This is a genomic window from Mitsuaria sp. BK037, assembly GCF_014193045.1.
In the GTDB taxonomy this organism is placed as follows: Bacteria; Pseudomonadota; Gammaproteobacteria; order Burkholderiales; family Burkholderiaceae_C; genus Roseateles.
Window position 1 is genome coordinate 604,958 of the sequence record NZ_JACHYS010000004.1, and the last position, 12,038, is coordinate 616,995.

Here is a 12,038-nt window from a genome sequence, read left to right on the forward strand (position 1 = left end):
CCACCAGGGAGGACCCGCCATGAAACTCGCAATGACGCTGCCCCGCATTCCGCTGCCGACGCTGCCCAGGCTGTCCTGGTCGCCGCGCGGCGCCATGGCGTCCTGGCTGGTGGCCGGCAATCTGCTGGTGGTCGTCGCGCTGGTCGGGATGACGGCGCTGAGCCTCTGGAGCCACCGCGCGACCGAGACCGACCGCGCCCGCGACGTGGTCGAGAACCTGGCGCAGAACATGGCCGTGGAGATCAACGCCGAGCTGCGCAACACCGACAACGCGCTGGCCACGATCGCGCTGCGCTACCGCAGCGCGCGCCAGTCGGCGGACCAGGCGGCGATGGTCGCCAAGCTGCTGCAGGAGCAGCGCGGCCTGCTGCCGCAGGTCACCGCGCTGCGCATCGCCGACATCCACGGCACCGTCACCACCGGCCTGATGCCCGGCGAGCGGCCTTTCAACGTGGGCGACCGCGCCTATTTCTCGCAGGCCCGCGCGACCGACGCGATGGTCATCTCCGAGCCGCTGAACAGTCGCGCCCAGAACCACTGGTGCATCATCCTGGCCCGCCGCCTGATCGACCACGACGGCAACTTCGACGGCATCGTCTATGCCGTCGTCACCGCCAAGCACTTCGTCGACCGCTTCAGCGGCGTGGCCCTGGGGCCGTCCGGCGCGGTGTCGCTGCGCTCGGAGGCGATGAACCTGGTGGCGCGCTACTCCGCCAGCGAACCCAACTCGACCAAGGGCTTCGGCACCCGGTCGCTGTCGGATCAGGCGCAGCGCTCGCTCGAGCAGAACCCCGAACGCGGCGTCTACATCACGCCGACGGCGATCGACCAGGTCGACCGCATCACCGCCTACCGCAAGGTGCCGGGGTATTCGATGACGCTGTTCACCGGCATGAGCAGCGACTACTTCCTGGCGGGCTGGCGCACCCAGCTCGTGCGGCAATCGCTGCTGGCGGCGCTGGTGGCGCTGGCGCTGGCCGCCGCCTCCGGCCTCATCCACCGCATCCACCGCGGCGAGCGCCGCTCGCGGGAGGCACTGGCGAAGCTGGCGCGCGAGCAGGACGCGATGCTGCAGAACGACCTGATCGGCATGGTGCGCGTGCGCGACGGCCACGCCGTCTGGAGCAACCCGGCGCTGGAGCGCATGTTCGGCTACGGCCCCGGCGAGATGGTCGGCCAGGCCGCCATCCGGCTGTTCCTCAGCCCGCAGGAGCATGCCCGCGTGCGCGACACCGCGCTGGCGACGATGCGGGCCGGCGGCCGCTTCCAGACGCAGCTGCGCATGCGCCGCCAGGACGGCAGCGAGTTCTGGGTGGACCTGCACGGCACCGTCGTCTCGGAGACCGAATCGATGTGGATGCTGGTGGACATCGACGGCCTCAAGCGCAGCGAGGAGCAGGCCCAGCACCTGGCGCTGCGCGACGTGCTGACCGGCCTGCCCAACCGCCGCCTGTTCGAGGAGAAGGTCGGCGACGCCATCCAGGGCGCGCGCCGCACCGGCCGCGGTTTCGCGGTCTGCTACCTGGACCTGGACGGCTTCAAGGCGATCAACGATCAGCACGGCCACGAGGCCGGCGACGAGGTGCTGATGGAGATCGGCCAGCGGCTGCAGACCCTGGTGCGCGGCAACGACGTGGTCGCCCGCCTGGGCGGTGACGAGTTCGCGATCCTGCTCTCGGGCATCGCGCGTCCGGAGGATGTCGAGCAGACGCTGCAGCGCTGCCTGTTCTCGATCCAGCGCCGCATCACGCTGGACTGCGGCGAGAAGGTCTCCGTCGGCGCCAGCATCGGCGCGGTGGTCGGCGGCGGCGGCGACAACTGCCGCGAGCTGCTCCACGCGGCCGACGAATCGATGTACGCGGTCAAGCGCACCGGCAAGGGTCAGATCCAGATCGCCGGCCACGCGCATTCCGAATGGGCCGTGGCGGCATGAGCCCGCGCGCCGTGCGTGTCCCCGCGCCGGTGCTGCGCGCCTGCTGGGCCGGTGCGTGCGGCGCCTGTGGCGCGTCCGGCGCGGCGCCGTCCAGCCTGTTGCGCCCGTGGCGTCGCCCGCGTTCCCCGCGCCGCCCGTTCCAATCACGCGGCGGGTCCCTCCGATGGGCGACAGGCGTGGCGGCCAACGCCCCCTTGCGCTCAACTTCCGGGCAGGATCTGCCGATGTGGGGGGAAACACCCCCGGCGGGTGGGGGCTAGCCCACGCCCGCGGCCAGGGGGGAATTCATCCAGTCTGTCCGAGGAGGAGGGATCACATGAACATCGGCGCCTGGCGTCTGTCGACGCAATTGACCGTGTCCTTCGTGCTGCTGGTGGCGCTGTGCGCGCTGGTCGGCGGCATGGGGCTGTTGCAGCTCAACCGGGTCCACGAGAACACGACCGAGATCGCGGAGGACTGGCTGCCCAGCATCCAGAGCATGGCCGCCATCCGGGTCAAGGCCAACCAGATCCGTCGCATGGAGCCGGACCATCTGCTCTCCGACGACCACCAGGAGCGCGCCCAGATCGAAGGCGCGATCGCCAACGCCCGCAAGGAGCTGGCCGCCGCGGAGCAGGCCTACCAGCCCTTCATCACCAACGACGAGGAGCGCCGGCTCTACGCCGAGGTGGTGGCCGCGCGCGACACCTATTTCAAGGCGCAGGAGAAGCTGCTGCATCTGTCGCGCGGCGAGAACTCCGACGCGGAGGCGCGGGCCTTCTTCCGCGCCGAGTCGCGCAGCAGCTTCAACGCCTGGGTGCGGGCGATCGAGCGCAGCGCCGACTACAACGCCGCCGGCAGCGAGCAGTCGCGCAAGGACGCGGAGGCGGACTACGCGGCCGGGCGCGGCTGGAGCGTGTCGCTGACGCTGGTGTCGGTGCTGGTGGCCGTCGGCCTGGCGCTGCTGCTGCTGGGGCATGTGCGGCGCCTGCTGGGCGGCGACCCGGCCGAGGCGGCCCGGCTGGTGCGGCAGGTTGCGGAGGGCGACCTCAGCGGCGACATCCGCGTGCGTCCCGGTGACCAGCGCAGCCTGATCGCGGCGCTGCATGCGATGCAGCTGAGCCTGCGCCAGGTGGTGGGTGGCGTGCGCCAGGGCAGCGAGTCGGTGGCCAGCGCCAGCGCGCAGATCGCCATGGGCAACAGCGACTTGAGCCAGCGCACCGAGGAACAGGCCAGCGCGCTGGAGCAGACGGCGGCGACGATGACCGAGCTCGGCGAGACGGTGCACCAGACCTCCGAGAACGCGCAGCAGGCGGACCGCCTGGCGCGCTCGGCCAGCGAGGTGGCGCAGCGCGGCGGTGCGGTGGTGGCGCGCTTCGTCGACACGATGCGCGGCATCGACGAGAGCAGCCGCCGCATCGCCGACATCATCGGCACCATCGACGGGATCGCGTTCCAGACCAACATCCTGGCGCTCAACGCCGCCGTGGAGGCGGCCCGCGCCGGCGAGCACGGCAAGGGCTTCGCGGTGGTGGCGTCGGAGGTGCGCGCGCTGGCCGGCCGCAGCGCCGAGGCGGCCAAGGAAATCAAGACGCTGATCGGCGCCAGCGTCGAGCGCGTCGAGCAGGGCTCCGGCCTGGTGGCCGAGGCGGGCGCCACGATGGAGGAGATCGTCTCGGCCATCGGGCGCGTCACCGACGTCGTCGGCGAGATCAGCAGTGCGACGCGCGAGCAGTCGCAGGGTGTCCACCAGGTCGGCGAGGCGGTCAGCCAGATGGACCAGGTGACGCAGCAGAACGCCGCGCTGGTGGAGGAATCCGCGGCCGCCGCCGAAAGCCTGCGGCAGCAGGCCGACGCGCTGGTGCAGTCGGTGGCGCGGTTCCGGCTGGAGTGAGCCCGCCGCACGGACGGGGCCGCCCGCCCGTTGTGCGCCGAGGACGCTGAAGGCGCTGAAGGCCGTCAGCGCGGTCCGTCGGTCACGGTGCGGCGACGTTCACGACGACCTTGCCGAGGTGCCGTCCGTCGAGCAGATCGATCAGGCCGCGGGGCGCGAGTTCGAGCCCGTCGATGACGTGCTCGAGCGCCCGGACCTCGCCCGCCGCGATGGCGGCAAGCATCTCGCGCTGGAAGGCCTTGAAGCGTGACAGCCCTTCGCCGTAATGGTCCAGCACGATGAAGCCTTCCATGCGGACGCGCTTCTGCAGCAGCGTCGCGAGCAGCGCCGGCCGCCGGTCCTGCGCCGGGACCTCGTCCTTGCCCGCCTCGTTGTAATGCGCGATGAAGCCGCACACCGGCACGCGCGCACCGAGGTTGAGCAGCGGCAGCACCGCGTCGAGCACCGCGCCGCCAACGCTCTCGAAGTAGACGTCGATGCCGGCGGGCGCGGCCTCGCGCAGACGCTCGGCCAGGCGCGGATCGCGCCGGTCGACCGCCGCGTCGAAGCCGAAGGTGTCCACCAGGTGCCGGACCTTGTCCGCGCCGCTGGCAATGCCGACGACGCGCGCGCCGGCCCGCCGTGCCAGCTGGCCGACCATCGCGCCGACCGCGCCGGTCGCCGCGCCGACCACGACGGTCTCGCCGGGCCGGGGCCGGCCGATGTCCAACAGGCCGACCTGCGCGGTGAAGCCCGGCATGCCCGCCGCGCCCAGCGCCAGCGAGGGCCGGCTGATGTCGCCCAGCGGCACCAGGTCCTGGCCGTCCGACAGCGCGTAGTCCTGCCAGCCGCCGTTCGCCAGCACCAGCTCACCGGCGCGCCAGTCCGGATGGCGGGACTCGACCACGCGGCTGACGGTGCCGCCGACCAGCACTTCGCCCAGCCCGATCGGCGGCGCGTAGCCGGGGCCGACCTCCTCCATCAGGTTGCGCATGTACGGGTCGAGCGACAGGGACAGCGTGCGCAGCAGCACCTGTCCCGCGCCGGGGGCCGGCACGGGCACGGTCTCGAGGCGGAAGTCCTCCGGCACCGGGCACCCGGCGGGGCGGGCGGCGAGCACGATGCGGCGGTTGAGGGGCGTGGTCATGCGGGATTCCTTCAAAAGGGGTGAGGACGTCGCTCAGGCGGCGGCGCGCGGGCCGTGGCGCAGCGTGAGCAGGGTGCCGAGCGTGATCGCGGCGGCGGCGAAGGTCGGTCCGCCGAGCGCGCCGATGTGGTCGACCAGCATGCCGCCGCCGATCGCGCCGCTGGCGATGGCGATCTGGAACGCGGCGACCAGCAGGCCGCCGGCGCCCTCGGCCTGGTCCGGCGCGGCCCGCACGATCCAGGTCTGGAAGCCCACCGGGAAGGCGCCGAAGGCGAAGCCCCACAGCACCACCGCCACCGCGGTCACCCAGGTCGACGATCCGGCCAGCAGCAGGCTGGCGGCGAGCACCACGATCAGGCTGCCGCCCGCGACGATCGCGCGGCGCTCGCTGCGCTCGGCCAGGACGCCGCCGGCCAGGTTGCCGAAGAAGCCGCCGATGCCGTAGCCCAGCAGGATCGCGGTGATCGCGGACACCGGCAGGTGGGTCACGTTCTCCATCAGCGGCCGGATGTAGGTGAAGCCGGCGAAGTGGCCGGAGATCACCAGCAGCACCGCCAGCAGCGCCACCCGCACGCCGGGTCGCGTCAGCAGCTCGCCGAGCACGCGCAGGTCCGGGTTGTCCTTGGGCGGCAGCGCCGGCAGCGTCGCGACCTGCGTCGCCAGCGTCACCAGGCTGAGCGCGCCGGCGGCGACGAAGGCGCTGCGCCAGCCCCAGACCTCACCCATCCAGGCGCCCAGCGGCGCGGCGCAGACGGTCGCCACCGAGACGCCGGCCAGGATCACCGACATCGCGCGGGCGAACAGGCGCTCGGGCACCAGCCGCATCGCCAGCGCCGCGGCCATCGACCAGAAGCCGCCCAGCGCCACGCCCAGGATCACCCGCGCGGCCAGCAGCACGCCCAGCGAGGACGCGGTCACCGCCAGCAGGTTGGACAGCACCAGCAGCAGCGTCAGCGCGACCATGACCGCGCGCCGGTCGAAACGCCGCGTCAGCAGCGGGATGGACGGCGCTGCGACGGCGCCCACCAGCGCCGTGGCCGTGACCGTCTGGCCGGCCGCGCCGGCGCTGATGCCGAGGTCGGCGGCCATCGCCGTCAGGAGGCTCGCGGGCAGGAACTCGGCGGTAACCAGGCCAAAGACGCCCAGCGTCAGCGAGGCGATGGCCGGCCAGTGCGGGGCGTCGTCCTCGAGCGGCGGCGCGCCGGCCGACGGGGAGGGGGAGGCCGGGGAGGCGGTGGATGAGCTTGATGGGGCCGATGAAGCCGCCGTGGGCGACAGGGGCGCGTGCGGATCGAGGCAGTCGGTGCAGGAGGAAGACACGGTGCAGAGACGGGTCAGTGGCAATGGCTTTCAGCTTACGGATAGCATCCCGGCGTTTCCATGACGGAAGAGCCGAAATGCTTGACGAATCCTCCAGCGCTGCCGCCGTCCATGCCCCCCGTCATGCCCCGGTTCACGTTCCCGTGACCGGGCCGCTGCCGCCCACGCCGCTCAAGCCGGCCGACCTGCTGACGCAGATCCTGCTGGGCTTGCGGCTGGAAGGCGTCGAGTACGGCCGCTGCCTGCTGCGCGCGCCCTGGGCCGTCGCCTTTCCGGCGCGGGCCGAGGCGCGTTTCCATTTCGTCGCGCGCGGCGGCTGCTGGCTGAAGACCGGCGGCAGCACCGAATGGGTGCGGCTCAATGCCGGTGACGCGGTGCTGCTGCCGCGCGGCAGCGCGCACGTGCTGGCGAGCGCGCCGGACCTGCCGACGGTGGAGGTCGATTCGCTGTCGCGCCGCGCCGTCGCCGACGACATCTACCTGGTGGGCGCCGAGGCCGCGGCCAAGGCGATGCCGTCCGCCGAGCCGGTCGACGTGATGTTCTGCGGTGCGATGCGCTTCAACCTGGACCCGCTGCATCCGCTGCTGGCGATGATGCCGGACGCGATGCGCGCCAACGACCTGGCGCGCCGCGACCCGACCGTGCCCGCGCTGCTGGAGGCCATGGAGCGCGAGGTGGCGATGGACCGCATCGGCGCCTGCGGCATCCTGGCGCGCATGGCCGACGTGCTGGCCGCCAGCATCATCCGCGCCTGGGTCGAGTGCGCCTGCAACGACGCCAGCGGCTGGATCGCCGCGGTGCAGTGCCCCAGCATCGGCAAGGTCATCGCGGCCATCCATGCCGAGCCGGAGCGCGACTGGCGCGTGCCCGAGCTGGCCGGGCTGATGGGCGCCTCGCGCTCGCGCTTCGCCGAGGCCTTCACCCGCACCGTCGGCGAGAGCCCCGCCAAATACGTGGCCAAGGTCAAGATGTTCCAGGCGCGCCGCTGGATCGCGCAGGAAGGGATGCGCGTGGCGGTGGCGGCCGACCGGCTCGGCTACGACTCGGAAGCCTCCTTCAGCCGCGCCTTCAAGCGCATCGTCGGGCAGCCGCCCGGCGCGCTGCGGCGCAGCGCGGCGAGCGCCGCGACCTGATCGCCGCGATGTGAGGCCCGCGTGAAGCGCGGCCTGCATTTTCAAGCGCGTTTTTCAAGCGGTTGCAAAGACGGCCGCTCCGCGTTTTTACGGGTCGTCTCCCCCTTGTTTGCGGGGGCCGGAAGGCCGATGGCGACGAGGGCAGGACCCATTCTTGCTATGGACCCCTGCGAACCCGGGATGAAGGCCTCCAGACCCCCTGGAATGAGGCAGTTCCGTCATGGTGCAGGGCTACACTCGCCGCTCGCGAGCGCCCGCTGGCCGCCCTCGACAGGCCTGCGGGACAGACACAACAAACAAGGTCGAAACATGCATGTGAAGCGGACTCGGGTCCACGGTATTCCAGCGCGACGCGCCGCTCCGGTCGGCGCGTTTTTCACCGCCGTTCTTGCCGCAATCCTGCTCACCGCCTGCGGCGGCGGCAGCGGCGCGAAGGCCTCGCAGACCGCGGCCAAGGTGAACAAGGAAGAGATCACCGTCCACCAGATCAACTTCGTGCTGCAGCGCCAGCCCAACATCAAGCCCGAGCAGGTGGACGCGGCGTCGCGCCAGATCCTGGAGCGCCTGATCGACCAGGAACTGGCGGTGCAGAAGGCCCAGGACCTCAAGCTCGATCGCGATCCGCGGGTGGTGCAACAGATCGAAACCGCCAAGCGGGAGATCATCGCCAGGGCCTATGCTGACCATCTGGGCGAGACGGCGGCCAAGCCGACCGACCAGGAAATCAAGCAGTACTACAACGACAAGCCGGCACTTTTTGCCGAGCGTCGTATCTACAACTTGCAGGAAATCAACATCGAGGCGAAGCCGGATCAATTCGAATCGATCCGCGCCAAGCTGCAGGGTGCCAAGACCCTCCCCGACTTCCTCGAAGCGCTCAAGGCCGACAACTTCAAGTTCGTCGGCTCGCAGATGGTGCGCTCGGCCGAGCAGATCCCGCTCAACAACCTCGACGCCATCGCGCGCCTGAAGGACGGCCAGTTCATCATGAACGGCCATCCCAATGGCCTCACCGTGCTGTTCCTCGCCGGCTCGCAGCGCCAGCCCGCGACCGAGGCGCAGGCGCGCGCGTCGATCGAGATGTTCCTGCTGAACCAGCGCCGCGCCGAGCTGGTCGCCAAGGACATCAAGTCCATGCGCGACAACGCCAAGATCGAATACGTCGGCAAGTTCGCCGAGGCCGCGGCCTCCGCGCCCGCCGGCACCCCGCCCGCGGCGGCCCCAGCGCCCGCCGCGTCCGACAGCCCCACCGGCGCCAGCGGCCCGGTGGACAACAACGAACTCGCCAAGGGCCTCGGCATCAAATGATGAACACGCGTCGCTTCCCGATCCTCCCGCTCGTCTCGACGGCCGTCTCGGCCGTGCTGGCGGTCTCGCTCGCCACCGGCGCCGTCGCCCAGACGCCCGCCCGTCCCGGCAACGCGCCGGCGCCGACCGGCCTGTCCACCGGCGCCGCCGCCGAATACCGCCTGGGATCGGGCGACGCGATCAAGATCAGCGTGTTCCAGAACCCGGACATGACGCTGGAGACGCGCGTGTCCGAGGCGGGCACGATCAGCTTCCCGCTGCTGGGCGTGGTGCGCATCGGCGGCCTGTCCGTCAGCGACGCCGAGAGCCGCATCGCCGAGGGCCTGCGCAAGGGCAACTTCGTCAAGCAGCCGCAGGTGACGATCCTGGTGCTCAAGGTCACCGGCAACCAGGCCAGCGTGCTGGGCCAGGTGAACCAGCCGGGGCGTTATCCGCTGGAAGTCGCCGACACCCGCCTGACCGACCTGCTGGCCAACGCGCGCGGCGTCTCGCCCGCGGGTGGCGACCTGCTGGTGCTGACCGGCCAGCGCGGCGGCAAGCCCTTCCGTCTCGAGGTCGACCTGCCGACGCTGTTCGGCCCCAACGGCCGCGAGCAGGACGTGGTGGTGCTCAACGGCGACGTGCTGTGGGTCGAGCGCTTCCCGATGATCTACATCTACGGCGAGGTCCAGAAGCCCGGCCAGATCCGCCTGGAGCGCGGCATGACGCTGCTGCAGGGCCTGGCCGCCGGCGGTGGCCTGACGCTGCGCGGCACCGACCGCGGCATCCGCGTGCACCGCAAGGATGCGTCGGGCAAGGTCCAGGAGATCAAGCCCGGCATGGACGAGCCGCTCAAGGACGGCGACGTGATCTTCGTCCGCGAGAGCCTGTTCTGACGCAGTAACCCCGGGCACCCGTCCCGGTGAAGGAGTGCATGGTGACGCCCAGCAAATTGATGTCGATCATCCTGGCCCGCTGGCAGCTGGTGCTGCTGGTGGTCGTGGTGACCACGCTGACGGCGCTCGGGGTGAGCCTCGTGCTGCCCAAGCGCTACCTGGCCAGCGCCTCGGTGGTCGTGGACGCCAAGCCCGACCCGGTGTCGGCCCTGATCTATCCCGGCATGGCCTCACCGGCCTACATGAACACGCAGGTCGACGTGATCGCCAGCGATCGCGTCGCGCTGCGCGTCGTGCGCGACCTGCGCCTGACCGAACTGCCCGAGTTGCGCGAGCAATGGCAGGCGCAGGGCGCCGAGGGCTCGATGGAGCAATGGGTCGCCACCTTCCTGCAGGCCAACATGGAGGTCAAGCCCTCCAAGGAAAGCAACGTGCTGACGGTCAACTACCGGTCGCCGTCGGCCCAGGTCGCCGCGCAGATGGCCAATGCCTTCGTCAAGGCCTACATCGCCACCACGCTGGACCTGCGCGTCGAACCCGCGCGGCAGTACGCCGGCTACTTCGACCAGCAGGCCAAGGCGGCGCTGGACCGGCTGGAGCAGGCGCGCACCAAGCTCTCCGCCTATGAACGCGAGCACGGCATCCTGGCCTCCGACGAGCGCCTGGACGTCGAGAACGCGCGCCTGAACGAGCTGTCCTCGCAGCTGGTGGCGCTGTCCTCGCTGGCGACCGAGTCGCGCAGCCGCTCCGGCCAGGCCGCGCGCGGCGGCGACCAGCTGCCCGACGTGCTGGCCAACCCGGTGGTGTCGCAGCTCAAGGCCGACGTCAGCCGTGCCGAGGCCAACCTGCAGCAGCTCAGCACGCGCTACGGCGACAACCATCCCCAGGTGATCGAGGCCAAGGCCTCGGTGGCCGACACCCGCGCCAAGCTCAACGCCGAAATCCGCCGCGTGACCGGCTCGGTGGCGGTGACCAGCACCATCAACAGCCAGCGCGAGGCCGAGACCCGCGCGCAGCTGGAGGCGCAGCGCGCCAAGGTCATCAAGCTGAAGGAAGCGCGCGACGAGGCCAGCGGCCTGATGCGCGAGGTCGAGAGCGCCCAGCGCGCCTACGAGAACATCACGACCCGGCTGACGCAGACCAGCCTGGAGAGCCAGTCGACGCAGAGCAACGTGAACCTGCTCGCCGAGGCGACGCCGCCGCTCAAGCCCGCCTCGCCGCGCGTGGCGCTGAACACGGCGCTGGCCTTCGTGGCCGGCCTGGTGCTGGCGATCGGCCTGGCGCTGCTGCTGGAACTGCGTGACCGCAAGGTGCGCGACGCCGACGACGTCATGGCCGTGCTGCCGCTGCCGATGCTGGGCGTGCTGCCCGCGCCGGGCAAGCGCGCGCAGGCGCTGCCGTCCGCCGAGCGGCGACTGCTTGGCGCACCCGGCGCCGCGAGTCGAGGAGCCGCCTGATGTCGGACCTCAAGGAACCCATTCCCCTGGCGCAAAGCAAACCCGTGGACGGACCTCTGAACAAGCCTTCCGGCAGCGGCGCCGGCGTACACGACCGCTCGATCGGCGCGATCATCGCCGAGACCCGCAACCTCAGCGCCGACCAGGTCGAGCGCGTGCTGCAGTACCAGCGCGAGCGCGGCATCCGCTTCGGCGAGGCCGCCGTGGCGCTGGGCTACGCGAACGCCGAGGACGTGCTGGAGGCGCTGTCCAAGCAGTTCCACTACCCCTACGCCCCGAACGAGCGCAAGACCCGCAGCCCGGAACTGGTGGCCCTGAACCAGCCGTTCTCGTCGCAGTCGGAAGTCTTCCGCGGCATCCGCAGCCAGATCACGATGCGGCTCTATCGCGAGGGCGAACCGCGCCGCGCGCTGGCGGTGATCAGCCCGGACACGCTGGACGGGAAGAGCTACTTCACCGCCAACCTGGCGGTGACGCTGGCGCAGCTGGGCGGCCGCACGCTGCTGGTGGACGCCGACCTGCGCCGGCCGCGGCAGCACGAGATCTTCGACGTCAGCAACCAGGCCGGGCTGTCCTCGATCCTGTCCGGGCGCAGCGAGCCGCGCGTGATCCAGCAGGTGGAGGGCATGAACAGCCTGTTCATCCTGCCGGTGGGGGCGGTCCCGCCCAACCCGGTGGAGCTGCTCGAGCGCCCCGCGTTCGGCATGCTGATGCGGGAGCTGGCGGGCAAGTTCGATTACGTCCTGGTGGACACCTCCGCGAGCCGGTACGGCGCGGACGCGGCCATCGTCGCGTCGCGCTGCGGCGCGGCACTGGTCCTGGCGCGCCAGAACCAGTCGCGGGTGAGCGCGCTGCAGGACCTCACCGACAGCCTGGACGGGGTGTCCACGACCCTCGTGGGCACCGTGATGAACCAGTACTGACACCGGGCCCCGGGCGAGACGGCACAGCGGCCGCCAGAGCCGCGAGCATCGACCACCGGCACGGCCGCGAGGCCACGCCGCCGCATGTCC

At 71.4% G+C, this 12,038-nt stretch carries 9 protein-coding genes; 7 read left to right on the forward strand and 2 right to left on the reverse strand.

Annotation, left to right across the window (positions count from 1 at the left end; all coding sequences use genetic code 11):
• The first annotated feature begins 19 nt into the window (after positions 1–19).
• Entirely contained in the window at positions 20–1,933 is a 1,914-nt protein-coding gene (locus FHT37_RS23685; RefSeq protein ID WP_183485275.1) for a diguanylate cyclase domain-containing protein, read from the forward strand.
• A 316-nt stretch (positions 1,934–2,249) separates the two neighbouring features.
• Positions 2,250–3,806: a methyl-accepting chemotaxis protein gene (locus FHT37_RS23690; protein ID WP_183485278.1), complete on the forward strand. Its 1,557-nt coding sequence runs from the start codon at positions 2,250–2,252 to the stop codon at positions 3,804–3,806.
• An 82-nt stretch (positions 3,807–3,888) separates the two neighbouring features.
• On the opposite strand, the gene FHT37_RS23695 is transcribed toward FHT37_RS23690, so the two are convergent.
• Both FHT37_RS23695 and FHT37_RS23700 read right to left on the reverse strand, forming a co-directional pair.
• Positions 3,889–4,932 (reverse strand): NADP-dependent oxidoreductase, encoded by a 1,044-nt coding sequence (locus FHT37_RS23695; protein ID WP_183485281.1) that lies wholly within the window; start codon positions 4,930–4,932, stop codon positions 3,889–3,891.
• A 33-nt stretch (positions 4,933–4,965) separates the two neighbouring features.
• On the reverse strand, positions 4,966–6,210 hold the full coding sequence (locus tag FHT37_RS23700; protein WP_183485761.1) for an MFS transporter: 1,245 nt from the start codon (positions 6,208–6,210) through the stop codon (positions 4,966–4,968).
• 119 nt (positions 6,211–6,329) lie between these two features.
• Here FHT37_RS23700 and FHT37_RS23705 point away from each other — a divergent pair, with 119 nt between their 5' ends.
• From FHT37_RS23705 to FHT37_RS23725, 5 genes are read left to right on the forward strand one after another with little or no spacing between them, the layout of a single operon-like run.
• Entirely contained in the window at positions 6,330–7,385 is a 1,056-nt protein-coding gene (locus tag FHT37_RS23705) for an AraC family transcriptional regulator (RefSeq protein ID WP_183485284.1), read from the forward strand.
• A gap of 21 nt (positions 7,386–7,406) precedes the next feature.
• On the forward strand, positions 7,407–8,693 hold the full coding sequence (locus tag FHT37_RS23710) for an EpsD family peptidyl-prolyl cis-trans isomerase (RefSeq protein ID WP_310739778.1): 1,287 nt from the start codon (positions 7,407–7,409) through the stop codon (positions 8,691–8,693).
• Complete coding sequence (epsE, locus tag FHT37_RS23715) at positions 8,693–9,568, forward strand: polysaccharide export protein EpsE (protein ID WP_147241812.1); 876 nt, start codon at positions 8,693–8,695, stop codon at positions 9,566–9,568. The genes FHT37_RS23710 and epsE overlap by 1 nt, the downstream gene beginning before the upstream one ends.
• A 41-nt stretch (positions 9,569–9,609) precedes the next feature.
• Positions 9,610–11,025, forward strand: coding sequence for a chain length determinant protein EpsF (gene epsF, locus FHT37_RS23720; RefSeq protein WP_091724972.1), 1,416 nt, complete (start codon positions 9,610–9,612; stop codon positions 11,023–11,025).
• Positions 11,025–11,948, forward strand: a complete 924-nt coding sequence (locus FHT37_RS23725; protein WP_091721508.1) for a polysaccharide biosynthesis tyrosine autokinase — start codon at positions 11,025–11,027, stop codon at positions 11,946–11,948. Before epsF ends, FHT37_RS23725 begins: the two co-directional genes overlap by 1 nt.
• Positions 11,949–12,038 lie beyond the last annotated feature (90 nt).